Annotated in this window: 23 protein-coding genes; 7 read left to right on the top strand and 16 right to left on the bottom strand. The window is 60.2% G+C overall.

The features are described 5' to 3' along the window. Nucleotides 1-348: 348 nt before the first annotated feature. Nucleotides 349-981 carry a hypothetical protein gene (locus C934_RS0117965; protein WP_018858037.1) on the top strand — a complete coding sequence of 211 codons (633 nt, stop codon included), beginning with the start codon at nt 349-351 and terminating at the stop codon, nt 979-981. 105 nt (nt 982-1,086) lie between these two features. Here the strand turns inward: C934_RS0117965 and C934_RS0117960 are convergent, their stop codons facing one another. After that, a complete protein-coding gene (locus C934_RS0117960) occupies nt 1,087-1,524 on the bottom strand; it encodes a hypothetical protein (RefSeq protein ID WP_018858036.1) in 438 nt (145 codons plus the stop codon). A 442-nt stretch (nt 1,525-1,966) separates the two neighbouring features. Between C934_RS0117960 and C934_RS0117955 the strand changes: the two genes are divergently transcribed. Continuing rightward, a complete protein-coding gene (locus C934_RS0117955; protein WP_018858035.1) occupies nt 1,967-2,746 on the top strand; it encodes an ABC transporter ATP-binding protein in 780 nt (259 codons plus the stop codon). Nucleotides 2,747-2,926: 180 nt separating this feature from the next. Further along, nucleotides 2,927-3,904, top strand: coding sequence for a L,D-transpeptidase family protein (locus C934_RS0117950; protein ID WP_018858034.1), 978 nt, complete (start codon nt 2,927-2,929; stop codon nt 3,902-3,904). 175 nt (nt 3,905-4,079) lie between these two features. Here the strand turns inward: C934_RS0117950 and C934_RS0117945 are convergent, their stop codons facing one another. The 6 genes from C934_RS0117945 to C934_RS0117920 all read right to left on the bottom strand — a co-directional run bounded on the left by C934_RS0117945 (nt 4,080) and on the right by C934_RS0117920 (nt 11,090). Further along, nucleotides 4,080-5,045 carry an ATP-binding cassette domain-containing protein gene (locus tag C934_RS0117945; RefSeq protein ID WP_018858033.1) on the bottom strand — a complete coding sequence of 322 codons (966 nt, stop codon included), beginning with the start codon at nt 5,043-5,045 and terminating at the stop codon, nt 4,080-4,082. After that, on the bottom strand, nt 5,042-5,950 hold the full coding sequence (locus tag C934_RS0117940; protein ID WP_018858032.1) for an ABC transporter ATP-binding protein: 909 nt from the start codon (nt 5,948-5,950) through the stop codon (nt 5,042-5,044). The genes C934_RS0117945 and C934_RS0117940 overlap by 4 nt, the downstream gene beginning before the upstream one ends. Continuing rightward, complete coding sequence (locus tag C934_RS0117935) at nt 5,947-6,768, bottom strand: ABC transporter permease (RefSeq protein ID WP_018858031.1); 822 nt, start codon at nt 6,766-6,768, stop codon at nt 5,947-5,949. The genes C934_RS0117940 and C934_RS0117935 overlap by 4 nt, the downstream gene beginning before the upstream one ends. Nucleotides 6,769-6,772: 4 nt before the next feature. Then, nucleotides 6,773-7,708, bottom strand: a complete 936-nt coding sequence (locus C934_RS0117930; protein ID WP_018858030.1) for an ABC transporter permease — start codon at nt 7,706-7,708, stop codon at nt 6,773-6,775. 96 nt (nt 7,709-7,804) lie between these two features. Then, the gene (locus C934_RS0117925; protein WP_018858029.1) at nt 7,805-9,397 is read right to left on the bottom strand and encodes an ABC transporter substrate-binding protein; all 1,593 of its coding nucleotides are present in this window, start codon (nt 9,395-9,397) and stop codon (nt 7,805-7,807) included. Nucleotides 9,398-9,461: 64 nt separating this feature from the next. After that, nucleotides 9,462-11,090: an amidohydrolase gene (locus tag C934_RS0117920; RefSeq protein ID WP_018858028.1), complete on the bottom strand. Its 1,629-nt coding sequence runs from the start codon at nt 11,088-11,090 to the stop codon at nt 9,462-9,464. 218 nt (nt 11,091-11,308) lie between these two features. On the opposite strand from C934_RS0117920, the gene C934_RS0117915 reads away from it, so the two are divergent. Then, nucleotides 11,309-12,250: a LysR family transcriptional regulator gene (locus C934_RS0117915; protein WP_018858027.1), complete on the top strand. Its 942-nt coding sequence runs from the start codon at nt 11,309-11,311 to the stop codon at nt 12,248-12,250. Nucleotides 12,251-12,274: 24 nt separating this feature from the next. On the opposite strand, the gene C934_RS0117910 is transcribed toward C934_RS0117915, so the two are convergent. Genes C934_RS0117910 through C934_RS0117900 form a run of 3 tightly spaced genes read right to left on the bottom strand, consistent with a single transcriptional unit; the run spans nt 12,275 to nt 14,975 of the window. Beyond that, nucleotides 12,275-13,075 carry a M55 family metallopeptidase gene (locus C934_RS0117910; protein WP_018858026.1) on the bottom strand — a complete coding sequence of 267 codons (801 nt, stop codon included), beginning with the start codon at nt 13,073-13,075 and terminating at the stop codon, nt 12,275-12,277. Next, on the bottom strand, nt 13,072-14,109 hold the full coding sequence (locus C934_RS0117905; protein ID WP_026371887.1) for a DmpA family aminopeptidase: 1,038 nt from the start codon (nt 14,107-14,109) through the stop codon (nt 13,072-13,074). The genes C934_RS0117910 and C934_RS0117905 overlap by 4 nt, the downstream gene beginning before the upstream one ends. A 14-nt stretch (nt 14,110-14,123) precedes the next feature. Continuing rightward, nucleotides 14,124-14,975, bottom strand: a complete 852-nt coding sequence (locus C934_RS0117900; protein WP_018858024.1) for a D-amino-acid transaminase — start codon at nt 14,973-14,975, stop codon at nt 14,124-14,126. Nucleotides 14,976-15,532: 557 nt separating this feature from the next. Here C934_RS0117900 and C934_RS0117895 point away from each other — a divergent pair. From C934_RS0117895 to C934_RS0117885, 3 genes are all read left to right on the top strand, one after another. Then, nucleotides 15,533-16,690 carry an acyltransferase family protein gene (locus C934_RS0117895; RefSeq protein ID WP_026371886.1) on the top strand — a complete coding sequence of 386 codons (1,158 nt, stop codon included), beginning with the start codon at nt 15,533-15,535 and terminating at the stop codon, nt 16,688-16,690. Between the two features lie 3 nt (nt 16,691-16,693). Continuing rightward, on the top strand, nt 16,694-17,797 hold the full coding sequence (locus tag C934_RS0117890; protein WP_018858022.1) for a glycosyltransferase family 2 protein: 1,104 nt from the start codon (nt 16,694-16,696) through the stop codon (nt 17,795-17,797). A gap of 61 nt (nt 17,798-17,858) precedes the next feature. After that, on the top strand, nt 17,859-19,643 hold the full coding sequence (locus C934_RS0117885) for an ABC transporter ATP-binding protein (RefSeq protein WP_026371885.1): 1,785 nt from the start codon (nt 17,859-17,861) through the stop codon (nt 19,641-19,643). A gap of 111 nt (nt 19,644-19,754) precedes the next feature. On the opposite strand, the gene C934_RS0117880 is transcribed toward C934_RS0117885, so the two are convergent. From C934_RS0117880 to C934_RS0117855, 6 genes are read right to left on the bottom strand one after another with little or no spacing between them, the layout of a single operon-like run. Next, nucleotides 19,755-21,032 (bottom strand): BatD family protein, encoded by a 1,278-nt coding sequence (locus C934_RS0117880; RefSeq protein ID WP_018858020.1) that lies wholly within the window; start codon nt 21,030-21,032, stop codon nt 19,755-19,757. Beyond that, entirely contained in the window at nt 21,029-22,582 is a 1,554-nt protein-coding gene (locus C934_RS0117875; RefSeq protein WP_018858019.1) for a vWA domain-containing protein, read from the bottom strand. The genes C934_RS0117880 and C934_RS0117875 overlap by 4 nt, the downstream gene beginning before the upstream one ends. Beyond that, nucleotides 22,579-23,568: a vWA domain-containing protein gene (locus tag C934_RS0117870; RefSeq protein ID WP_018858018.1), complete on the bottom strand. Its 990-nt coding sequence runs from the start codon at nt 23,566-23,568 to the stop codon at nt 22,579-22,581. The genes C934_RS0117875 and C934_RS0117870 overlap by 4 nt, the downstream gene beginning before the upstream one ends. Beyond that, on the bottom strand, nt 23,555-24,067 hold the full coding sequence (locus C934_RS0117865; RefSeq protein WP_018858017.1) for a DUF4381 domain-containing protein: 513 nt from the start codon (nt 24,065-24,067) through the stop codon (nt 23,555-23,557). Before C934_RS0117865 ends, C934_RS0117870 begins: the two co-directional genes overlap by 14 nt. Next, a complete protein-coding gene (locus C934_RS0117860) occupies nt 24,067-25,035 on the bottom strand; it encodes a DUF58 domain-containing protein (RefSeq protein WP_018858016.1) in 969 nt (322 codons plus the stop codon). The genes C934_RS0117865 and C934_RS0117860 overlap by 1 nt, the downstream gene beginning before the upstream one ends. Continuing rightward, complete coding sequence (locus C934_RS0117855; RefSeq protein WP_018858015.1) at nt 25,032-26,009, bottom strand: AAA family ATPase; 978 nt, start codon at nt 26,007-26,009, stop codon at nt 25,032-25,034. The genes C934_RS0117860 and C934_RS0117855 overlap by 4 nt, the downstream gene beginning before the upstream one ends. Nucleotides 26,010-26,168: the final 159 nt, after the last annotated feature.

The raw sequence follows: 26,168 nt of genomic DNA, 5'->3' as shown, positions 1-26,168 counted from the left end.
TTTCGAATGTCCATGATCTTATCCCTACATCGGCCCCTCAGCTGGCGGCATGCAAGCATCTCCTCATATGCCTGTCTAGCACGATCGGTCCGCGCGACCGTTTGCCACAGCCACTCCAACCGGCAAGCAACTCATGCTTGAATAGCACGCTATGCGGACAGTTGCGGCACCGCTCGCCACAGAATCGTGATGGAACAATTCCCGACCATTGGATTTCAACCTTCGGCGCGAATGTGCTGAACGCGAAAGGCTGTGGAAAGTCAACTTGCGGCACCCTGCCTGGCGCGCAGATCGGGTTTCTGACGGCTGCTGTTGTGGTATTGCCCGATCTTACTCGGGAGAGATTCGATGGCCGTAATCGATATTCTGGCGTCCGTGGCTTTTGCCGCAACTATGACTGCGTCCATTTCACCGTCCGAGACAAATGTTCCTGCCTTCCGGCCGCTCGGCGTTTCACAGGATGCGCTGCCGTCAGCGCTCGGCTGCAAACCGATCAATGGCGAGCAGCCGGATACGACAGGCCAGTACTCATGCAACGTTCTGCCTGGCGGAAGCGACCTCTTTGACCAATATGTGCTAGCCTACGTCCACGGCATGGGAATATGCAACGTCGTCGCGATTTCCCGTTACATCGACGATGATCAGCGCGGCACGACGACACGGCAGGTTTACAAGGAGGCGGCTTCGCTTCTCGCTTCCCAGTTCGGGCCAGCGGACGAGAAGGTCGACCATGTCGCCACGTCCAAATTCGGAAAGGACGGCATGTTCCGGCAGGCGGTCATCGCTCAGGAGCGGCAAGTGTTCGAGCAATGGGACAATCTGAGCACGAAGTTCCAGAATGCCCAGTCGGCCAGCGTCACGATTTCTGGAAGTGAGGACTGGGGACTGGCGGTCTACAGCATTTTCCGCTTTGCCCATAACGATGCCTGCCTGAGCAGTCTGGAGCAGCAGACCGGACTGTCTGGCGAGGATGGTGAGTGATCAGCTAGCTGGCGATCGCAAGCGACGAGCCGGCGACCGCCGGAGCGGCGGCTTGAAGACGGGAGCAGTGATCAGGTGTTCGAATGGCGCCTGGTCTCGTTCCAGTCAAGATGTGAACAGTGCCCGCAGGCGAGCGAATAAACCTGGGCGATCCACGCCAAGAATACCGCGTACATAGTGGGCGGCTGTGGCGGCGCTGACCGTCGCGCCGAAATGGCAGTAGCAAAGAACGTTATGCAGTTCGCCGTCGCTTAGACTGAAGAACTTCTTGGCCTGGCCATAAGTATCGTTCTCAAGCCCCGCTGCTCGCAGGATCGGGTCCTCAAAGGCGACCGAGATCGGCGAGTTATCGCTACGCAGGAGCGATAGCACTGAGGTCGGCTGATGTTCGGTCTGGTAGAGGGTAGCCAGTCGTCGATGCGGGCTCAACTCGAGAAGCTCCACCCAGCGCTCGAGACGCTCGCTTCGCGACATGACGCGGTGCGGATACGCCTGGTCGATATCCGCAATATTCTGCAGTTGCTCCAATGTCTGATGTTTCATGGTGGGCTCCATTCGGCTGAAATTTGCGCAGCCCCATTGCCGCGTACGCCCTGAATAATTGAGCTAGGGGACAGCGAGGCCCAATCAAGATCATTGAGAAAGGATTTATGCAGGTCGGGAACAAGTTGAACGACGGACTGCATGCAGCCGCCTGCGGTAGAACAGCGTATATGGCGGGCTGCTGTTCTTCCGACCAACTCGCAAAGACTTAGGAGGGTCAGTTGTCGCAACTTGACCAGATCGATTTCGGGCGCTGCTGGCGAAATGCACGGAAAGGGCCAATCTTTCCAAGACAGCGTCCGGAGCAACCAGTCTCAAGGCGCCCAACCTTCATTTCGAAATAATGGCGCGCCAGAGAATATATAAGTTGATAGTAACGGTAAAGTTTTGAAAGACCGTGTAAAGCCGCGATCGCTATCTGATGCAAGCAAAGAGAAGCCGCATGTCGACACCCTTCCTGACAACGTCACAGATTGCCTATCACGCGGCAGGAAAGAGCATCCTTTCCGGGATAGACCTGACATTGAAGAGCGGACGCATCTACGGTCTGGTTGGGCAGAACGGTAGCGGCAAGAGCACGCTTCTGAAGATCATGGCCCGACAGATTGCCCCGACCTCCGGTGGGGTCGAGCTGAAAGGCGAGGCGATTTCGCGCTGGGGCGCCAGACCCTTCGCCCGGCAGGTTGCCTACATGCCGCAGTTCACACCAGCGACCGATTTCATGACGGTTCGTGAACTGGTGGCGCTTGGCCGATTCCCGTGGCACGGCACGCTCGGCCGTTTCACCAGCGCCGATCAGAAACTCGTCGACGAGGCCATAGGGCGAACCGATCTCGAGCGTTTTGCAGACAGCCCGGTTGCAAGCATGTCCGGCGGCGAGCGGCAACGCGCCTGGATCGCCATGATGCTGGCGCAGAATGCGCAGTGCCTGCTTCTTGATGAGCCGACCTCCGCGCTGGATCTGCTACACCAGGACAGCGTGTTGGCGCTGCTGCGCGAACTCAGTCACGAGCGCCGGCTAACGATCGTCGTCGTCCTCCACGATATCAATCTGGCCGCCCGCTATTGCGACGAGATCGTGGCTTTGAGGAAAGGCCGCATCTCGGCACACGGCACGCCAGCCGACATCATAAGGTCCGATGTGCTCAAATCGGTCTTCGATCTGGAAATGGGTGTCTTTCCGCATCCGGTCAGCAACGATCCGATCAGCTACGTTCTCTAAAGCCGTAGTCTTGCGATCCGGCTTTGACCGAGACTCCACTCAGTGAGTGAGCTGTAACAGAGTCGCGGTGCAGTGAACCGCGTGAAAGCATTCTGCATACCGTTTGATGATATTGAACTCCCGACTGCCTCAACGGACGCCGCCGTTGGAACAACTTGGCCAGTCGTAGATTTCACGCTCATGAAAACAACGATCTTTCTCGTCGTGTCGCTGACCCTGGGCCTGCTTGGCACCGCAAGCGCCCAGGAGCTTGGTGCGGAAACCATCAACAGTGCCTCGCTCGACTCCATTCCAACCGAGCGACCAGCCAAAGCCTCCCCTCGACCAGAGCCTGCCGTTATACGTCTGCAGGTGCTTCTGGATCGCTTGGGGTCGTCTCCCGGGGTGATAGACGGGCATTACGGCGAGAACGTCACCAAGGCGATCGCTGGCCTGGAAGCCATGCGGGGCATCCCGACTGATGGAAAGCTGGATCCTGACGTCATTCGCCTTCTGCTTGACGACCAGCCAGTCATCGGGACCTATGTAATCTCCCCGGAAGACACACAAGATCTCGTCGACCGCATTCCCAAAGACTACGCCAGGCAAGCCGAGATGAGGTACCTCGGATACACAAGTGTTGCCGAGAAACTGTCCGAGCGGTTCCACATGGACATCGATCTTCTGAAAGCGCTGAACGCCGGCACGCCGTTTACGGTCGGAAAGACAATACTGGTGGCGATGCCCGGCAGCGCGAAAGAAGATATGGTCAAGAGGATTGAAGTGCGACGACGAATTGGGCAAGTCCTGGCGTTTGGCAAGGATGGCTCCTTGCTGGCCGTTTATCCCGCCACGATCGGCAGCAGGCAAACGCCTTCGCCGTCAGGAACCCACAAGGTCAAGGGCGTCGCGCGAATGCCGCCATACAGTTACGATCCGAAAATCAACTTTCAGCAGGGAAAGAACACCAGGCCCTTAACGCTGCCCAAAGGTCCCAACGGCCCGGTTGGAACCATCTGGATCGATCTGACAGAGCCGACCTATGGAATTCACGGCACACCGGAACCCTCCCTTATCGACAAGATCGGATCACATGGATGCGTCCGCCTGACCAACTGGGACGCCGAGGAATTGGCCGCGATGGTAAAACCAGGCGTGACTGTCGAGTTTGTCGACTGATGCGAGCCTGTCAGGTGTCTTGCTGACAAGGCTTTTCGCACGCCTCTTCGTATGGGTCACGCATCGGGATCAAACGCGACGCACCAAGCAGCAAAAGCGATTTCAAATGCTTCCAACCACCTTCCTCACCGGCAACTGGGGCATAGGACGTCATTGCAGTGCGGCCCTAATTCAATCAAGCCGCGACGGACAGCCTCACCCTGTGATTGTCGGCAATTTCGACCAGTTCCGACGGGGTCGGCGCGGCAAAGACATCCGGTGCCGGGCTCCCGTCCGATCCGAAACCGCGTCCGGCCGGGAGCTGGGCATCATGGAAGCGCTTCGCCTTCGGCTGCCCGCTCATGGCGATTTCGGGATCGGGAATGGCCCCTATAAGGCGGCGTGTATAGGGATGGGCCGGCGTCTCGAAGATCTGGCGCCACCCACCTTCCTCGACGACCTGGCCGAAGAACATCACCAGCACACGATCGCTCATGTGCTCCACCACGCTTAGGTCATGACTGATCATCAGATAGGAAAGACCGAGCTTTTCCTGCAGATCCAGAAGAAGATTGATGATCTGCGCTCGGATCGAGACGTCGAGGGCGGATACAGGTTCGTCCAATACGACGATCTCGGGCTCGAGGATGAGTGCGCGGGCAATGCCGATGCGCTGGCGCTGCCCGCCCGAGAACTCGTGCGGGTAGCGACTGGCCTGTTCCGGCTTCAGACCGACATTGATCAGCATCGCCTCGATCCTGTCGGAAATCTCCGATGCCGATTTGATGCCATGAAGGCTAAGGGGTGCGGCAAGTGACGCCCTTATCGATTGGCGGGGATTCAGCGAGGCGTACGGATCCTGAAACACCATCTGCACCGCCTTGGCGCGCTGCATGCGCCCCGGCGCACCAGGACCGGTCAGCGGTTGACCCCGGTAGCGGATCGTTCCTGAGGTCGGCGCCTGCAGACCGAGGATCGACAGCGCCGTCGTGGACTTGCCGCAGCCTGATTCGCCAACGATCGACAGACACTCACCCTTGCCCAATTCGAAGCTGATGCCGTTTACGGCGTAAAGCGTCCGCCGTCCGGTTCCCAAAAGCCCGCCGCCAGACACCGGAAAGCGCACATGCAGGTCGTCCACTTGCAGCAAAGACCCGGTCACGGCTTTCCTCCTTCGTCGCGGCGTGGCGCAATGAACCGCGTCTCGGTCAACTTCGAGCGATCGGCGATGATGCTGTCGATGTCTACCAGGCGCTGGCGTCCATGCAGGCTGCGACTCCCCAGCCGCGGCAGCGCTCCGAGAAGCCCGCGCGTGTACTCGTGCCTCGGATCGGAAAACAGCAGGGCGGTATCGTTCTCCTCCACCAGGCAACCGGCATACATCACTCCCACCCGCTGGCAAACACTGGCGATCACGCCGAGATCGTGGCTGATGAACAGGACCGCGGTGCCGCGCGCGGCGCAGAGTTCCTTGATCAACCGTAACACTTCGGCCTGAACGGTCACGTCCAACGCCGTTGTCGGCTCATCCGCGATCAAGAGATCCGGATTGCAGGCGAGCGCCATGGCGATCATCACGCGCTGGCGCAAGCCGCCCGACATCTGGTGCGGATAGTTCGTCGCGCGTCGGTCCGGATTGGGCACGCGCACGCTTGCGAGCGCGTCTACGGCAAGTTTCATCGCTTCGCCCCAGTCCTTGCCCTGGTGCAGGACGAACATCTCGGCGATCTGGCGCCCGACCGTGGAGAGCGGATTAAGCGCCGTCATCGGCTCCTGGAAGATCATGGCGACGCGGTTTCCCCGCAGCCGTCTCATCTCCCGCTTCGGCAGGGCGAGCAGGTTCTGGCCCTTGAAGACGACTTCACCGCCCGAAACGCGCAAGGGCCTTTTCAGGAGACCCATCACGGCAAGCGACGTCACCGATTTGCCAGAACCGGATTCGCCAACGAGTCCATAGGCCTCACCCGGCATGATCTGGAACGAGACGCCCTTGAGGATCGGAAGAAGAGAGCGCCCGGCCGAAACATCGAGCTTGAGTTCCTTGATGTCGAGAAGCGGAGCAGTCATGGCGTGCGCGTCCTCATATGCGGATCAAGCCTGTCGCGCAGCCCATCGCCCAGAAGGTTGAAGCCCAGCACCGAGAGAAAGATGGCAAGCCCCGGAAACACCGCGACCCAGGGTGCGGTCCGGATCAACTGGCGCGCATCCGTCAGCATCGCGCCCCAGCTTGGGAAGGGCGGCTGGACGCCAAGTCCGAGGAAGGAGAGAGCCGCCTCTGAAAGCACCGCCGAGCCCATGCCCAGCGTCGCCATGACAAGGATCGGACCCATCATGTTGGGCAGGATCTGCGTGAACATGATGCGCAGATCGCCGTAGCCGAGCGTCTGTGCCGCCTGCACATATCCCTGAGACTTCAGCGACAGGGTGGAGGAGCGCGCAATGCGGCACGTCCAGCTCCAGTTCGTGAGCCCCAGGGCAATCAGTAGTGATGGCAGGCCCGGGCCAAGTACGGCCATGACCGCCAGCGCGAAGATCAAGGAGGGGATGGCAAGCATGACGTTTGTGAGACCGTTTACGAGATCGTCCCACCAGCCGCCCCAGTAGCCGGCAGTCATGCCGAGCGTGCAGCCGATGATGGAGTTGATGACCTGCGAGACGATCCCGACGGTCAGCGAAATCTGCGCGCCAAAGAGGATGCGCGTAAAGACATCACGGCCCTGAGCGTCCGTACCAAACCAGAATGTGGCATCGGGCGGCAATTCGGCATTCATCAGATCGGCATTCAACACCGGATCGAACGGCGCGATCCAGGGAGCAAAGATGCCGGCGAGGATGACGAGCACCGTGAGAAGCGCGCCGAGGATGAAATTGAAACCAAAGCGCATCGCCTCACCCCTGCTTGATGCGCGGGTCGATCGCCGCGTAGATCAGGTCGACAAGGGTGTTGATGACGAGGAACCAGAGGACGATGACCAGGATCGTTCCCTGCACCGCGGGAATGTCGCGGATCGCCACGCTGTCCACCAGGAGCGAGCCGATGCCAGGCCAGGCGAAAAGTTTCTCGATCACCACGGCCTGCCCGATCAGCGAACCGAATTGCAGACCGACCGTTGTCACGATCAGCACGAGAGCGTTGCGCATCACGTGCCAGCGCACGACCTTGGCTTCGCTCATGCCCTTCGAATGCGCGGTGCGAATGAAATCCGCGTTCAGCACGTCGAGAACCCCAGCCCGCGTGGTGCGTGCCAGAAGCGCCAGCGGCGTAACGCCGAGCGTGACGGCGGGCAGGATCAGGTTACGGAACGATCCGTCGCCATAGCCGAAGCTCGGCAGCCAGTTCAGATGAAGCGCAAAGACGTACATCATCAGGAGCCCGAGCCAGAACTGGGGCATGGAAAGACCCGAGACCGCGCCGATCATCGTCGTCGTGTCGAGAATCGATCCGGGACGGAGAGCGGCGAGAAAGCCGAGGGGCACGCCGACCACGACCGCGAACGCCATGGCGGCGAGCGCTAGTTCCAGCGAAGCCCACATGCGGTCGCCGATCAGATCGAGCACCGGCTGGCGACTTCGAAAGCTGGTCCCGAGGTCGAGCCGCGCAAGGTCGGTGACGTATTTCACGAACCGCTCCGTCAGCGGCTTGTCGAGGCCGAATTCCTGGTTGAGGTGGGCAATCAGCTGTGGGTCAGCGGTGCGCTTGCCGTCGGCAAGAAGGCTGGTGGCAAAGCTGCCCGGCACAACGCTGAAGATAACGAAGATCAACAACGCCACGACGATCACCGTCGGCACGATCTGCAGGACGCGGCGCAGAGTGAAGCGAAGCATGAACAAACCCGTTTTGGTCGCCCTTTAGGGAGGCGCGCGGCAATGCGAATTCGACTGGCCGCGGGAATCCCGCGGCCACCGGCATGAACTCCCGGATTAACTGCGCGAGTCCGGCGCCGTGTCGTCGATCCAGATTTCATCGTAAGGCTGGATGGCCAGTTCCGTCGCATTCGGAACAAGCCCGTGGATCCACGGCTGGTATGCCATCACTGCCTTGTTGTAGTTGAAGAACCAGACGGGCGCTTCGTCCTGGATCAGGTTGTTCGCCTGGCGTAGCAGTTCGTTCTGCTTGGCCGGGTCGCGTTCCTGCTGCGCTGCCTCGTAGAGTTTGTCGAAATCGGCGTTCGAGAAGCTCTCGTAGTTGCAGGCCGACTGCGGCGTCTTGGAGTAGTAGCAGCGAAGCGCCTGCAGCGGATCCGGGCCGGAGAGGTTCGACCAGATGAAGGCCTGGAAGTTGTTCGACGTCACTGCGTCGCCGAGTGCCGAGCTTTCAACCGGCTTCGGCTTCACCGTGATGCCGACCTTCTGCAGCATCGGCAGGACGGCTTCGACGATCGGCACGCCCCAGCTTTCGTTCGGGCTGGCGGTCACTTCGAAGGAGAAGCCTTTGGCATAACCGGCTTCGGCGAGAAGCGCCTTGGCTTTTTCCGGGTCGTATGCATAGGCAGGCTTATCCTTGTCGAACGCCGGCGAGGAGAGCGGCAGCCAGCCGGAAGCGGGATAGGCCTTGTTCTTGACCAGGCGTTCGACGATCAGCGGCGTGTTGATTGCGTAGTTGATGGCCTGACGCACCCGCTTGTCCTTGAACGGCTCGAAGGTCGGATTGAAGCCGATATTGCGGGTGTAGACCTCGGCGACCTCCAGCAGGTGGTCCTTCAGGGCATCCTCTCCCTGGTAAGCTTGATACTGGGTGGGCCCAAGGATCGACACGTCGATTTCCTTGTTGCGGAATGCCACGTCGCGGGCGGAATCCTCACCCATCAGCACGATCTTCACGCGGTCGAGATAGGGCTTGCCCTTCTCGTAATACTTGTCGAACTTCTCCACGACGACCTGCGAGCCAGGCGTGTATTCCTTGAAGGCGAAGGCGCCGAGACCGATCGGGTTCTTGCCGAAAGTCGACTCGTCCGCGACGTTCGAGGGATAGATCACCGTCGTGTTCTGCATCAACGAAAAGCCGGGATTGATTGGCCCGGTATAGGTCACCTGAAGCGTGTGATCATCGATCTTCTTCAGGCCGCTGATGTCTTGCGCCTTGCCGGCGATATAGTCGTCGGCGCCCTTGATGATGGCGATATAGCTGGCACCGGGGAACGCGTTCTTCGGATTGCCGATGCGCTTGTAGCTGTAGATGATGTCATCGGCCGTCAGCGGCTTGCCATTGTGAAAGACGGCGTTGTCGCGCAGATGATAGGTGTAGGTCGTCCCGTCCTCGGAGACATCAGCCGAGGTCGCCAATTCCAGAACCGGCTTGTTGTTGATCGAGTCCCAGCTGTACAGCGCCCGGTGAATGGCCTGGGTGATGAATTCTTCCTGCGTGTTGGGGCTCGACTGAACATCCAGCGTCGCGAAGCTGGAGCCATAAGGCGCGGTGAATACAAGTGTACCGCCATGACGCTCGCCATCCGCAAACGCCATGGTCGCGACGCCCAGGCTGAGCATCGCAGCGATTGAAAGTCTCTTCAGCATTTCGTTCTCCCTCTTTGTGCCGGGTTCCCTTTTCGGCATCGTGTCAGTCATTTTTTTGAGTGGCTCAGCCTCTCGCGTCGTGCACAACGCGGCCCGCCAGCAACGTCAGCAGGCAGCGCGTATCCGACAGGATCGCCTCGGGCGATGCGGTGAGAAGATCATTGTCGAAGACCGCGATGTCAGCCCACTGACCAGCGACCAGCCGCCCCTTCACGTTTTCAGCCTTCTGCGAATGGGCACCGTATTCCGTGTAGGCCTGGAGCGCCTCCTCGCGACTAAGCTTCTCGGAGGCATCCATGACGGTGCCCTTGCCGGTCTGGCGGGTGATCATCGCGTAGAGGTCGGGGAAAGGATTGGGCGAGCAGACCGGTGCGTCGGAGCCGGTGGAGGGTTTGAGCCCCATGCGCGCCCACGTGCCGATCGGGTAGGACTTGACGCCGCGCTCCTCGCCGAGGACGGAGATATAGCTGTCGCCGAAATCGTGAATGAAGGCCATCTGCGGCGCCGGCAGAATGCCCGCCGCCTTCATGCGTGCGTTTTGCTCCGGAGACGGATAGCCGCAATGCTCCACACGGTGGCGGCGATCCGGATCAGGATTGGCGGCAAGCGCCTTCTCGTAAGCCGTGATCAACTGCTCGATGGCGCCGTCGCCGATTGCATGGCAAGCCATTTGGTAGCCCCGGTCATGGCAGGACTGCACAATCTCCTCGACGACCGCGTCGGGCAGCATTTGCACGCCGAGGTTTTCCGGCTCGTCCTTGTAAGGCTTCGTCATCCACGCCGTGCGTCCACCGGCCGATCCATCAAGGAATATTTTCACCGCGCCAACGCGCAGCATGTCGTCGCCGGCGCCGGAGATGAGGCCCGCGCGCCAGCAATCCTCGACGATCGACACGCCGGGATCACCAAGAAGGGTCAGCCAGACGCGCACGGGCAAGCGACCCGCGATCTTGGCCATTTCATAGGCCTGAATTTCCGCAAAGCCGGAAAGCTGTCCGACGGCGGCGTCCATGCAGCTCGTGATGCCGAGGGACAGGAGATATTGCCCGGCGCGCTCGATCCCATCGATCAGTTCGGCGGTCGTGGCCGACGGGATCACGGCCTTGACGAGGTTCATGGCGTTCTCCGCCAGAAGGCCGTTCAGTTTGCCGTCCGTCAGGCCGATTACGCCGCCATCCGGCACAGGTGTCGCCTCGGTCACGCCTGCCAGCATCAAAGCTTTCGAATTGGCGATCGCCACATGGCCACACGCCCGCGTCACCAGAACCGGATGATCCGGCGCAGCGAGATCAAGGTCCGCGCGTGTCGGATGCCGGCCCGTATCGAGCTTGACCTGATCATAGCCACGTGCGCGAACCCACTCGCCCTTCGGCGTCACCGCTGCGCGTTCGGCGATCTGGCGCATCAGCGCGGCGTGGGTGGGGGCCGCGGCAGGCGTCGCGTCCACCCAGCCCATGACGATGCCGGTCGAAATCAGGTGCAGATGGTTGTCGATCAGCCCGGGGCTGGCAAAACGGCCGTCCAGATCGATGACCTCGGTGCGCGATCCCTTAAGGCTCATAATTTCTGCATCGCTGCCGGTTGCGAGAACCTTTCCCTGCCAGACGGCCACCGCCTCGCAGGATCCTTCCTCGCGGCCGCACCATATGCGGCCGTTGTAAAGGATGAGATCGGCTTCAATTCTGACTGCCATTAACTGCTCCGTTGTCACGACCCGGACGAACCCGGCATTAAGGACAGGCGATGCGAAGCGCTCGCGCCGTCCATGAATTTCTGTCGTGTGACAAGGTGAAAGCTTGTGGCAGGCTTGGCCAATTCGGTTTTGGCACAACCTCATGCGAATTTGGCATATCTATTCAAGATGAATGACTTATGCTGAATTGGGCGAGGAGCATTGGGGAGGAGAATGGAATGGAAATCAAATGGCTGGAGGACTTCGTGACCCTTGCGGACACCTCTAGTTTCTCGAGAGCGGCTGAACTGCGCAACGTGACACAACCGGCCTTCAGCCGCCGAATCAAGCAGCTCGAGGGATGGCTGGGCGCGACCTTGATCAGCCGCGCGGCGATGCCTGCCGAGCTGACGCCGGCCGGCCGGAATTTCCTGCCCGTCGCACAGGAAACGATCCGGTCATGCTATGCGGCGCGAGAGGCCCTGCGTCCGTCACATGAACCCGGCCTCATACGCTTCGCGGCACTGCACACGCTGACGGTTACATTCTTTCCGCAATGGTTAAGGGCGTTGGAGAAAGCAGGGGGAGCGTTCAACACCTCGCTGATACCGGACCGAGGTGGCATCGAGGCAAACCTGGATGCGCTCGTTGGCGACGAGGCCGATTTCTTCCTGACCTACGCCCATCCGGAGGTGCCATTCCATCTCGACCGCGGCAAATTCGCGTGGCTGACCGTCGCCCACGACCGGCTGATCCCTCTGGTGGCGCCGAACGTCGTCGTAGCCGGTCAATCGCAAGCCGGAAGAAATTTGCTGGATCGGGCCGTCGAGCAGCAGCGGCTGGCAATCCCCTATCTCAGCTACGGCTTCAATTCCTTCTTCGGCGTAGCTCTCTCGCGTCTTCTGCTTCGCCGCCCGCCATTTCGCCGCCGGACGACACATGAGAATACGATCAGTGCCGGTTTGATGAACATGGCGCTTGCGGGAGCGGGCGTCTGCTGGCTGCCTGAAAGCCTCGCACGCGACGAGATGGAGTCAGGGCGCCTCGTGCCCGCCTCGAAGGACGAGGGGTGGAATCTCGATCTCGAAATCCGCCTTTACCGCCACGCGGCGAGCCGCAATCGCAAGGTCGACGAACTCTGGCGCATGTCTGGTCAATTGCTGGAGCGCGAGCCGGCCTGACGACCGGCACACGAAACGACAGGCTCAGACCTTCATGAAAACGAGTGCACGCAGGATTTCGGCAAAATCCGCATTGGCGAAAGCAACGGCGCGCGGACCATGGGCTCGTGCGCCCGGGTACCAGCCAGCACGATAGGCGTCGGTCGGATTGTTGAACTCGATCACCACTTCGTAGCGCTCGGCCCGGTCGGGGAGCGTCTGGCTGAAATCCGCCGACAGCGCGGACGCCACACCCTCGCGGATAAGCCGGCGCGACCAAGCGGGCGAGATCGACGTGGAGGCACGGCCTTTACCCTCAAGTGTCTCCACCGTGGACATACCGGGCACCATCGCGCCCGCTTCCGCGCACATGGCCGCGTCGCCGGACAGGAAGACGGAAGGCACCCCATATCCCGCCGCGCAGAGCGCGTTCACGGTGAATTCGGAAGCAACCTCACCGTTCAGAAGCAGGCGCGATATGCGCAGGTTGGACGTGTGAGCGAGCGGATTGGCCTCGCTGCCTGCCTTGGAATGGTAGCCGGTGTAGATCGCCGCCGCAAAACCGGCATCGAGACCGAACATCATCGCATCGGGATGCCCCGACCAGCCACGCACGATCCGGACATAGTCGGGCAACCGATCGAGGATCAGGTTGCGCCCGCTGTCGTGGGCATCCTTGATCACGACCTCGGTCGCTCCCGCAGCGCGAGCCCCGTCGCAGGCAGCAACGACCTCGGCAGTCATCAGTGCGCGGAACTCGTTCCAGTCGGCATGCGTGCGCTCGGCCTCGTCCCAATGAACGATACCTGCGGTACCTTCAATATCGGCAGAGATGAAAACTTTCATTGCAGCGGGTTCTCCTGTAGCCAATCGGCAAGGGCGGGATAAAGGCGGCCGTTGCGGCCGGGTGTTGCAGGCGCCATGCAGAGCGCGTTCAGTACCGCCTCCTGTGTGGTTTCAGCGGCAGCGCGGAAGGCGGTGTCGATGAACGCGTCGGAAAGCCGGTCCTGGGCCGTAATGGGTGACGCCGGTTCATGATCGACCGGATCGGCGGTGGTGAAGCACAGGCAGATATCGCCGCTACCATTGCCCCAGAAAGCACCGAGTCGCGCCAGCCCCGCACCGCCGCGTTTGGCGACGCGCTGCAGCTGGCGATCGCCGAGCGGCAAATCCGTCGCCATGACGACGATGACGGAGCCCCGCTCCGGGCTGGGTGGACGGCGAGGATCCGGACGGCGACCATCGGGCAGAATGAGATCGCCGGCAGCGCCGAAATTGGCAAGAACCAGTGCTCCCAAGGTGAAATCACGCTTCGCAATCCGCAGTCGCCGCGACGCGGTACCAATGCCAGCCTTGAAGCCGAACGCCGTCATGCCGGATCCGGCTCCGACCGCACCCTGCACCACCTCACCTGTCCTTGCGTCGTCAAGCGCCGCGCAGGCGTCGGCGGGCGTTACCGCCATGGCCTGGATGTCACTGATGCTACCGTCATTGCATTCGAAGACGAGGCCATTGACCGTTGAGGTCTTGCGCCCGATGGCCGGATTTGCCGCGATCGCACGGCGAATCAGCGCTTCGGTGCAGGCGGCCACACCAAACGTATTGGTCAGGAGAATCGGTGTCTCGATCGTGCCGAGTTCCGCGACCTGCATCAGTCCCGCCGACTTGCCGAAGCCGTTTATCACCTCGACCGCCGCACGCGGTTTCCTGCGAAAGATGTCTCCTGGATGGGGAACAATGGCGGTTACGCCCGTATGGATGCCTTCGGCGCTGAGCGAGCGGTGCCCAACCGCCACGCCAGGCACATCGGTAATGGCGTTTCCCGGTCCGGGAACCATCGCTCCCTCTACTATCAGTCCGAGTTCCCGCGCTGTTTTCATCTCTGTTCTCTTGTCTATGCCTGAACGCCAGCCGCCTTCAGATAGAGCGTCTGGAGGTGACGCGTCATCGGGCCAGGCTTGCCGTCGCCGATCGACTTGTCGGCAATGCGCACGACCGGCATGACCAGACTCGAGGCTGAGGTCTGGAACGCCTCGGCGGCGCCCTGCGCTTCCTCGGGCGTAAAGGCACGCTCTTCGAAGAGCAATCCCTGTTCGGCACATAAACGTGCAACGGCGCGCTGCGTACAGCCCGGCAGCGTGGCACGGGAAGCCGGCCGGGTGAGGATTCGTCGATCCGCGGTGATGATATGCGCAGTTGAAGACGCGCCTTCCGTCACCAGCCCGTCCTCGACCAACCAGACATCGTCGTAGCCTCCCGCGCGTGCAGCCTGTTTGGCCATGACCTGTGCGAGCAGCATTGCCGTCTTGATGTCCCGCCTCTGCCAGCGCTGATCCGGAGCCAGGTCGACGGAGATTCCGTCGCGCTGCGCCGCGGTTCCGGTCAGCCGCTTCGCCTGGGTGAAGCCGATCAGCTTCGGCTCCATCTTGTCGCTGTACAGAAAGTCACGATCGGCCTCGCCGCGCGAAACCTGAAGATAGACGGTGCCGTGCTGCAGGGCATTGCGTTCGATCAGCTCCAACTGGATCGAGACGATGCGACCCAGAGACAAGGCCAGAGGAATGTTCATCTCCTTCAGAGAACGAGCGAACCGAGCCAGATGCAGATCGTTGTCAATCATCCGGCCATCGATCACGGCCGTGACCTCGTAGACCGCGTCGCCGAACAGGAAGCCGCGATCGAAAAGACTGATTCGCGCCTCCTCCTCGGGGACGAAAGACCCGTGAACAAAGACGATCCTGCTCATGCAACCCTCATTTCGACTGTTTGGCCCGGGCCGGCACATTGACGCGAACTTGCGCCGGCTGACCAATTCAATTTCGGCAAAGGGTCATGCAGAAATAGCCTCGACTTTGGTTTGCAACATCGCGCCTCGATGAGGGCCCGACGACCTCTCCCCTCCCCGCAATGAGAGCGCAATTCACGCGCTCGCAGCGAGCACCGAATAGCTTTCGTGCATCTGGGCCAGCGGCTCGTCTGATGTCAGCTGGCAATCGACAAGCCGTTATGTTCCGGGTGCCCGCGAGCGGTTTTTGGAACCCGATCTGGGCTGCAGAATTGGAGGATCAGTGCCGACACGCGAAGCCCCGAGATCGACGCAAACCTTGTCGCGCAGGCATCGGACCAAAGTCTGATCACACGCCAGGGTCACAGTTTGGCCTGATTCCGCCAGAATTTTCGCGCCTGCGTCGATACTTCAGTTCGTCTCGTCCGGGACGGCACAATCAGCAGCAATGCGAGCTGCAAGAATGCCATCGAGGAAGGCTCTCACAAGGAGCGAGTCCCGATCGGCCAAGGAGATTCATGTCTCGCGACCGGCAACTGGACGGACTTAGGACTCTCGCAGTCACAATGGTCCTCTATCACCACTTCTTTGCGGCCAATGGATCAGTCCTGGGCCATCTCGGCGTACGTCTGTTCTTCGTCCTCAGTGGCTTTCTGATAACCCGGCTCCTGCTGGACGCACGTTCCTTTGCCGACTACCAGCCGAGTGCGGCGCTGAAGGCATTCTACATTCGCCGCGCACTGCGCATATTTCCCCCTTACTTCGCGATGTTGGGCTTCATATGGTTTGTCAATCTTGAGGGCGCCCGGGGCAGCCTCAAATGGCACGCGCTGTATCTGTCGAACTTCTGGTATGCGCTTCGAAACGAATGGACGCCCTGGGTGTTGTGTCACGCCTGGAGCTTGAGCATCGAGGAACAGTTCTATATCGCCTGGCCTCTGGTGATCCTGCTGGCTCCGCGCCGGCTGATTGCGCCTGTTTGCGTCGCCGTCATAGCATTCTCGCTGGCCTATCGCCTCTATTGGCCATTTACGGGCACACCATCTCTGGCGCGAGACCTCCTTCCTCCGGCGTCCGTCGATGCGCTGGTGGCCGGCGCTCTCCTTGCCGTCTACCGCAGGAAAACCGAGGCTTGGCCCCGATGGATTGGGCTAAGTGTCGTGCCTTTAACCATAGCCTCGATCACGTTCCTATGGTTGAAGTCGGTGTCCATGACACCGCCCCTGGAATGGGTGACATGGATCGGCGGGGAGGTGTTCCCCCTCATACCCCTCGTCATGCTGGTCGGATGCTGCTCATCGGGCATGCAGGGTGCATTCGGCCGGATGCTGGAACGACCGACGAGTACCGCGATCGGACGTATGAGTTACGGGGTTTACCTATTTCATCCAGTTGTGCTGTCGCTGGTCGTCAAGGCTCAGTCCTGGATCCCGGTCAATGTCTCAGAGCAGGGGCCCGGTCGTTTTGTGGTTGCGACCGCAGCGACATTGATGCTGGCTTCGATTTCCTGGCTGGCATTCGAGAGGCCGCTCAACCAGCTCAAGCGCTATTTCCCCTACGTCAGCTCCGCGAGGCCTAGCACGCCGTCGTCCCGGCCGAGCATTGCCGGCGAGCGGGGGTATGAGGCTTCGGCCTATCGCCCGAGCTACGCCAACCCTGATGAACGCGGGAGCTGAAGGATGTCTGATCCACTGATCTCCGTCGTGCTGCCGGTCTATAACGGTGAACCCCATGTTGCCGCCGCACTCGAAAGCATTCTGCGCCAGGACTACACCCGCTTCGAGGTCATCGCTCTTGACGACGGATCGACCGATGGCTCGCTGGAGGTCCTCCAACGATATCAAAACGCCGACAATCGCATCCGGATCGTCTCGCGGGAAAATCGTGGGCTGATTGCGACGCTGAACGAGGGAATCGCCTTGGCGAAAGGCGATCTCGTCGCCAGAATGGACGCGGACGATATTTCCTACCCGTCGCGCTTCTCGCGTCAGGTCGCGCTCTTTGCCCGACAGCCTCAGCTCGCCATCAGCGGCACCGGCATCGATCAGCTTCTCGGCAACCGGGTGGTCCGCGGCAGGCCAAATCCAATCTATCAGACTGGCGATTGGCACATCTTGTCGATGTTTTTTACCATCTTCTTGCATTCGACAGTGATGTACAACCGCAATGTCATTCCCGAAGACATGCTGGTGTACGATGCAGGCTATGTCCATGCCGAGGATTTCGATCTCTTCGGACGCATTGCACGGCGATTTCCAGCAGCGATGATCGATGAGAGCCTGGTCGCCTATCGTATTCATAGCGACAGCGTCTCAAGCAGGCACAAGCGGCAAATGCGGCGAACCCACCTGAAGATCGTGGCCGAGAACCTTGAACGACAGTCTCTCTGCGACGATCCCGGCGCCCTTCACGATATTGGTGCTGCCGTCACCCATGACACCGTGCGCCGCGCTGCGGATTGCATACTTACGATTGAAAGAAAAATCGCCGAGCAGGCAGGCCGCGCGTCCTCGAGCTATGCGCATGGAACCTTGTGCTTCTTCTATTTCCTCTATCAGCTCATTATCGATGAGCAGCGCCCGGAGCTGACACACGCCTTTCTTACGCAGACGGGAAAGTGGCGGCTCATCCGGCGTCGAGAGCGATACGGCCTTCTTTCCGCCGCTTATGCACCGTGGCTGTGCCGTTTCTCGGACGGTGCAACCCGGCGCATGGATCTCATGACGCGGTACTATCAATCGGTGCCCGCCAAGTCCGTACAGCCGCTTCAGGGGCTAGCATGATGGCCGGAAAGTATCGCGAATTCTCGCGCGCACGCGTTCATCACACCCCGGGGTCACAGCCATGCTAGAGTTCGCCGAGTTGAGCTTTCGGCTATTGCGTCAGTCACTCGGCCGGCAGGTTGGTCTGCTGGCGGTCGTCGTCATTTTGGGACTAAGTACCGCCGTTCTCGAAGGTACGGGCATCGGTCTCATCATCCCAATGCTCAGCATTATCGCCGGCGGGGCGGAACCGTCGGGAATGGCCGGGCTCTCAGCGGTCTTTCAGCAAGTCGGTGCCGGGTTGGATGACCGGGCAAGGCTGATTGTGATTGCCGCCGCAATCCTCGGATTGATCACCCTGAAGAATGTGCTCGCCTTCGCCAACGCCGTGCTCACCAATTTGATCTACGGCAGGGCCGGCCATGCCATGCGAAGCTCTCTTGCCCGCCAGCTCTTGACAGTTGGATACTCATTCTTCCTCCAGCAAAGTCCGGGGCGACTGCTCAACATCATATCAAACGAGTCCTGGCGCGCTTCGGACGCAATCCAGACCACACTTGCAGCGATCGTAAACGTATCGGCTGTGGTCATTCTCCTCTCCTTTCTCCTGCTTCTTTCATGGCAGATGACGCTTGGCGTTGCACTTGGGCTGGTGGTGATCCAGGTCCTGCACGCGCTTCTCTCAGCCAGCCTCAGAGCCCCGAGCCGCAAAGTCACGACGTTCAACGGTGAACTTGCCGCCAAGATGCTTCATCTCGTTCACGCCGGACGGCTTATCCGCGCCTTCGGACAGGAACAGCGGGAGAAAGCAGTCTTCGATACCTCGTCGGATGCGGTCAGAGAGGCTGGTTTCGATCTCCAATCCCGCCAGGCGGTATTGCCGCCACTGACAGAGGTGCTGCATTCGGCTCTCTTTTTGACTGTCGTCGTCAGCGCCTGGCTTTGGGGTATAAGCTTTCCTGTTATCGTGGCCTTCGTTGTCTTGCTTTATCGGCTGCAGCCGCATGTCCGTGCGCTGCAAATGGCATGGAGCGCCGTGCAAGGCTGGAGCGGGTCCCTGGAAGAGGTCAGATGGTTACTGGATCCGTCCGACAAGCCGAACCCACCGGCAGGCGATGCTCCGGTTCAGGCCATACGCCAGCACATCAAATTCGATGGCGTGACGTTCAAGTACCCGGGCTCCGGCTCGCGACCCGTCGTGCTGCGCGCTGCGACCTTCGATCTTCCCAAAGGTCGTTCAACCGCCATAATTGGACGGTCCGGCGCCGGAAAGACGACGATCGTCAATCTCCTATGTCGATTTGTCGAGCCTGACGGAGGAAACATTCTGGTCGACGGCACCCCACTCAATCAAATCGATCCGATGCAGTGGCGCAGACAAATTGCACTCGCCAGCCAGGATCTCGAGCTGATTGACGGCACCATTCTCGAAAATATCACCTATGGCCACAGCGCTTCGCTTGAAGAGGTCAGGAACGCAGCCAGACTTGCTGAAGCGCACGAATTCATCGAGAAGCTGCCAGATGGATATGAGACCGTCGTCGGCTACCGGGGAGCCACCGTTTCGGCGGGACAGCGACAGCGCATCGCTCTGGCAAGGGCCCTGGTGCGCGATCCGGAAATCCTCATTCTGGACGAGGCCACGAATGCCATGGACGGACTGTCCGAGGCGGCGATTGTCGAAACCTTGAAATCAAGAGCCGGTCGGCGCACGACAATCGTCATCAGCCATCATCGCAGCACCATCTCGTTCTGCGACGAAGTCGTCATACTTCAAGATGGCCGCGTAAAGAACCAGACCTCCTTTGCCAAGATCGCGACTTTGAGCATGGACCAGCTCTACGAGCTTGAAACGGCTTGCCCTTAGGTGTTGACGCATGCCCACCACCGCGGCCAGCAGGTCACCAGGAGCTCGCATTCCCCGATGTCGTCGCCAGTGGACGGTCTCCACCAAAGGCGAACCATCTATGGCTTCCGATCAGGGATTGAGCGGCGGAAGCACGGGGGACACGTCCAGGCGCGCTGGTTGGCGGTAGTCAACGACCGCGGCCAGTCGCTCCCTGTCGATTTCAGCACGCCCGGATCGGAACAGCTTTTGAGAAAGAATGTCGACCTGGCGCTCTAGGTCGGCGGGGCCGAAACGAACCCATTCCTCCAGCGTGCCATTCCCCAGACTTCGGCTCCAGGTTTGGAGACCATTATAGATCTCTTGCTCGCTCCCCGAGCCGATGAGTTGGCGGAGCCGCTTCAAGCGGCAGCCGTGCGATGCCTGGTATTTCAGGCGTGCGTTCTGCCGCAGACTGTTGATCGCCGGCCAAAAGCGTAAGCCAACCCACAACACTCCCATCGCCGCCAACAGCCCCAAGATAGCAAGCGCGACTTTCTGTCTGACGACGTGGGGCGCCTGGCGTCGTACGTCATCCAGTACAGGCTTGATCGGGGTAGTGGCGACGGCGGGAGAGACGGCAACCGTTATCGACGGCAGCGAAGCGGATGTCTGCTCATTGCGCGCGACATCGAACCAATCATAGGAAACCGCAGGGATTGTAAACGACCCTTCCCTGTCCGCGGTATACACATATGTTTCGGTACGGCGGCTTGCCGTCTCGCGCCCGACGGGGATGCCGTCTTCGATCTTCGGTTGCTTCTCGTATTGATGCAGCCCCGAAACGGTCCCGACCCCAACCGGGGGTATCATCATGGCTTGCGTGTTTTCCACCGTCACCGTGATTGTTCTGACGAGAGCATCGCCGACCTTGAGCGACGGGGCGCTCGGGTCGAAAGCCTGTTCGATCGTGAGATCGGTGGCTGCGAAGACAACCCTTTGCCCACCGGCCCCGGATGCCTCTCCGGCGTTGAACGAAACCGAAGGCATTCTCACCCTTGCCTTTGTCGGCTTTCCATCGACCGAATACCCCAACCCGATGTCGATTTCAGGCAGAACAAACTTTCCGGGCGCCTGCGGCACGACGGCATAGGATTTCCGGATTCCGGAATATTGAACGCCGTCGATGGTTTCACTGATGTTCTGCGTCCGCTCTTCTGGAAGAGTGACAAGAGCGTCTGGAACATCAAAAAGAGGAAACTGCGGAGGCGAGGTAAAGAAATCAGGCGCGAACACATCGACATCAACTCGCACCTGCTGCCCGGGCACAATGTTGCCGTTGTCTTCTACCGTGGCGCGCGCGAAGGGTTCCGCTCCCCAGGCCAGGGCCGGTAAAAGTAAAAGGAAGACACCCGGCAGAAACTTCATCATGGCTTGGTCTCACCCGCCTCGATGGCAAATTTTCGCGCCATGAGATCGGCGGGGCTCACCTGAATGTTCTTCATCCACATCTCCGACGTCTGTTCGACGACCTGGACCTCGCCTGCCTTGCCCTTCTCGGCTTTATTGTCAAATTGAACGCTGTCGGGCTTCTCGTTCGGATCCTGCTGCTGCTCCTGCTCCTTGTCTTTCTGTATCTTCAGCAGTCTCTGCGCGATTGTCAGGTTTCCTTGCGCGTCGGACCAGTCCTTCCGTTTTTCCAAGGCCTTTTGGTAGGCCGAAACCGCTTCCTCCAGATCTCCCAGATGAAAGAACGCGTTTCCCTGATTGTACCAGCTGTCCGCGCTGTCGATCGACGCAAACGCATCGATGGCATCCTGATAGTGACCGGCACGATAGAGCGCCGTCCCCTTCCACATGGGATCGCGGAAGTGCGCGGAGGCCGATGCATAGTCTCCTCGCTCAAAGGCGAGACGGCCCTGCTGATCGGGCGTCAACCAAAGGTCCACGAACCCGGCTGCTCCCGCGGACGAAGGCTGGAGCAGATGAAAGCAGAGCCCGATCGCTGCGAACTTGACCAGCCAGCCTCGCCGAAACGAAAGCGCTGATAGCGCCGCCGCCGGTGCGATGAACCACCATCCGACGTCGTGCCAGCGATCTCCCTGCGACGTCGTTTGTCGAGCGAAATTCGTCCGTACGCGCTGCCCGACCCACCTGATGTCGGTGTCATCGTCCGTCATCGTCGCGACTTCCGCTACAGCGTCATTCGCGAACTTCTTCAGAGCTTCCACATCCAGCTTGGCATTGATCCGAGCGCCACCCGCGTCATTGACGAAGCTACCGTTGGAGCGCTTGACGACGCCACCCTCCGGGGTGCCGACACCGAGAACGACAATTGCGCTATGCAGCCCGTCGGTCGCGACTGTCGCTCCCGCCTCGACGCCATCGGTTATAAGGAGGATCGTTCCGGGAGCTCCATCCCGCTGAAGCAGCCCATCCGCGAGTTTCAGGGCCGCAGGGGTATTCCTACCGGGCTTTGGCATAATGTCTGTGGCGAGCGCATCGGTATAGGTCTCGATGAGGTCGGTGTCATCGGTCAGAGGGACCACCAGGTGCGCTGTACCCGCGTAGGCGACGACAGCAGTTCGTGCGCCATTCCGGCCAGCCAGAATATCGTGGATCTTCAGCTTGACCCGTTCAAGCCTGCTGGGGGAGACGTCGATGGCGTCCATCGTCGGCGAAAGATCAATGGCGATGACCAGGGAAGCCGTGTCGGCAACGAAGGGAGGGGCTTCGCGTTTCCAGGTCGGTCCGGCAGCGCCGAGCACCGCTATCGAAATCACGGCGGCCAACATCCAGGCTGACATATACCGACGTCGCCCGTCGGGCTCGATCACGAGGCTGTCGAGCAGGTGCGGCGCGATCATGCCCTTCCAGCGATTGCGAATATCGCCTGAACGGGATGCCATCCAGACGATTGCCGGCGGCGCCAGAAGAGCGAGCAGCCACAGAGGGCGAAGGAAATGAAAATCGGAGATCATGCCGGCAATCTCCTGCGAACAAGGCTATACAATCCGGTTAGACCGTACCAGGCGAGCATCGTGGCGATCGCTCCGCCCAGCGGCCAGAAGAACAGCTCGGTTCGGGGACGCCAGGACAGCTGCTTTTGATCCTCAGGCGTGATCCGATCAAGCTCGTCGTAAATCTCTTGAAGCTGGCTTTGATCACCCCCAAAGAAGTAGCGGCCTCCAGTATCAGTGGCGATCTTCTCGAGCGACGCGGTGTCGAGTTTGTCCTCCCCCGTCGCCGCAGGGTCGCCAATACCGACCGTGTGGATGACAATCTGCTTGCTTTTGGCGATGCCGGCAGCTTTCAGAGGCGGCATCTTGCTGGCTGTATCGTTCCCGTCGGTCAGTAGTATCAGGACCTTTTGCGGCACCGTTGTCTTCTCAAACATTCGGATAGCGAGCCCAAGCGAATCCCCCATTGCCGTGCGCGGACCGGCAATGCCGGGCAAAAGGCTTTCCACCAGGTTTTTGACAAGGGCGTGGTCCATCGTGAAGGGAGCAAGGGGATACGGCGCGTCTCCGAAGGCGATCAACCCCAGGCGATCCCCGGGTCGTCTGGATACGAAATCGGAAACAACGGTTCGAACTGCCTCAACGCGCGCCTTTGAGGTACCGTCGGGCGCGGCGAAATCGCGCGTATCCATCGATTGCGAGAGATCGAGCGCGAGCAGGATGTCTCGCTGCGGTTCGGTCTTCACGACCGGTGGCTCGACATATTGCGGCCGGGCCAGAGCGAGAACGATGAGGCACCAGGCGATCAGATCGACCGCGACCTGGATCCAGGACCTCTTCGGCACGACGGAGCCCTCGGTGGGCTCCACGCCGGCGGCGCGTGCGACCTCGTTGAAAAATGGGAGGCGGATCGAAGCGGACGTTTCACGATGCGGGGGCAACAACCACCACACGATCAGGGGAGCCGGCAAGATCAGGAGCAGCCAGGGGAAATCAAGCTGGTACATGGTGCCCCTCGATCCATCGTCGAGCGTCGCGAACAAGTCCGTCTGCAGCCTCTGTGGAAACCAGGGCAGCCGCCTGGTATTCAAGATCGTCAAAGAACCGCTGAAATGCTTCCCCATTCTTCATATTGCCATGCTCGACAAGAAACGCTGCCCAAGCCAGCCCGGAGGTCGCGGCAACATCCTTCCGCGGCCAAGCCGCCAGAGCTGTACGCTTGAGCAATTCACCAAGGTCGCGGAGTGCCCGCGCGCGTTTATCGGCGTCACGAACCGCGACCTCTATTGCCTCAAGGTGCTTCAAGGCTTCTCGGCGGTAGGCGTTTTTCCGCCACCGACGATAGGCGAGCGCGCACCACAATAAGATCGCAGAGAGCAGGAGCAGCGCGACAATCAGCCAGCCCCAGGTTTGAGGCATCCAGGAAACCGGCGCGGGAACCGCGATGTCCTTCAGCGAACGAAGCGCCATTTCGGTGATGGGGTCGAGTTTGGGTTCGGAGTCCATCAGCGCCTCCGCTGGCGCCAGGCGGATTGCTCAAGCAGGCTTCTGAGCTGTGGAGCGACCTCTTCTGCGGTGGAAATCGGAAGCATTGGAAGGCCAAGTTGCCGTTGCCATTCCCGCAGTTCGCGACCGCGATCACGGGCAAAGGTATCTATGGACTGGCGCACGCCGGCTTGCCTGAACGAGAGTTCGGCCTGCAGCGCACCGCCGCTCACCACGATATCCCCGGTTGTCGGCAATTCCAGCATGAACGGATCGTAGATCAGCAGGCAGATGACATCGTTGCGGCTGGAAAGCTCGAGAAGGAGCTGCCGCGTTGTGTCCCCATGGCCATCATAGTCACTCACCACGACGAGGAGAAAATCGTGATGTGCGACGCCCGCGACCTGCCGGAGAACGTTGTCCAATGCCTCGGGTGATGGTGCGCCCGCATAGGTGGACTTCAACATCCCGTTCTTTTCGGCGATCCTGTCCGCCAGCGCAATCACGGCATTCCGGCTGCGGTGCGGCTTGATCTCGCTGATGTCTTCATCATTAAACACGAAGCCGCCGACGCGGTCACCGGACCCCAGTATGCGCCAGGCCGCGAGCATCGCCGCTTGCGCGGCTGCTACCGATTTCATCGCGAAGCGGCTGCCAAAGAACATGTTGATGCGCTGGTCCACGACAACAATTGCAGGACGCTCCTTTTCCTCGCCGTAGACCCTGACGACGGGCTTCCTCGTTCGGGCGGTGACGCGCCAATCGATCGCGCGGACGTCGTCACCGGGGAGGTACTCTCGCAGCTCTTCGAAAATCAAACCCCGGCCACGCACCGAGGACTGCATGCGCCCCGCAAGCTGCTGATGGCTACGCGCACGCTGCATGAAAGCCAGGTCGCGCGCGCGTCCCTCCAGGGCAACAAGTTCCTGGGTCGTGACATGTATGCCGTTCCCGATGCTCGGTGCCGGGGCCTTCATGAAATCCTTCATGAAACTGCCACCAATTCAGTGATGCGGTTGATCACCTCATCCGCGCTCGTATTAGAGGCATGCGCCTCATAGGACAGAATAAGGCGATGGCGCAGGACGTCGTTGACGACCGCCTTGACGTCGTCGGGCGTCACATAGTCGCGCCCCTTGAGCCAGGCATGCGATCGTGAAACCTTGTCGAGGCTGATGACGCCGCGCGGGCTCGCCCCGACATGCAATAGTTTGGCGAGATCCTTGTCGTAGCGATCCGGGTACCTCGTGGCTATCACCAGAGCGACGATGTATTTCTCCACCGGCTCTGACACCGCAGTGGCACCGATTTCCTTCCGCGCGTCGAATATCGCCTGGGGATTGAGTCTCGGGGCATCGGCGTGCTTGTCTTTGTTCTGCCCTGCATTCTCCTCGTCGCGATTGAGGCGCATGATTGCGACCTCGGACGTCTCGTCGGGGTAGCCGACTTCGACATGCATCAGGAAGCGGTCAAGCTGAGCTTCCGGCAAGGGATAGGTGCCTTCCTGCTCGATAGGGTTCTGCGTCGCCATCACCATGAAAAGGTCGGGCAGCGGATAGCTTGTGCCGCCGACGGTTACCTGCCGCTCCTCCATCGCTTCCAAAAGCGCGGATTGGACCTTGGCTGGCGCGCGGTTTATCTCGTCGGCGAGGATAAGGTTTGCGAAGATCGGTCCCTGCTGAAACTTGAACTCGCCCTTTCCACCTTCGGAAAAATACACCTCCGAACCAGTAATGTCGGCGGGAAGCAGATCCGGCGTGAACTGCACACGTGACAGCTCTGAATCGAGGTTCTTCGCCAGGCTCTTGATTGCTCGCGTCTTGGCAAGTCCCGGAAGACCTTCGACAAGCAGGTGCCCGTTTGCAAGGAGACCAATGATCAGCCGCTCGACCATTGTGTTTTGACCAATGATGGATTGGCTGACCCGTTTGCCAAGCTCGAAAATATCGTCACGCGCCGTCATTCAGACTTCCTCCGATATCCGGCGGCAAGGGAGCTAACCTCAGCCCATCACCGCCCGTATCGAGTTTGCCTTCAATTCCTCGCGACTGAAGTACGCAACGGTAAATTCACCGGAACCGGGCGTAACATTCCAACCTTTATGCAGGTGGATAGCCATTGG

The organism is Rhizobium sp. 42MFCr.1, assembly GCF_000377185.1.
GTDB lineage: Bacteria > Pseudomonadota > Alphaproteobacteria > Rhizobiales > Rhizobiaceae > Rhizobium > Rhizobium altiplani.
Note: the sequence above shows the minus strand (reverse complement) of the source record. Positions and strands in the feature narration are given on the sequence as shown.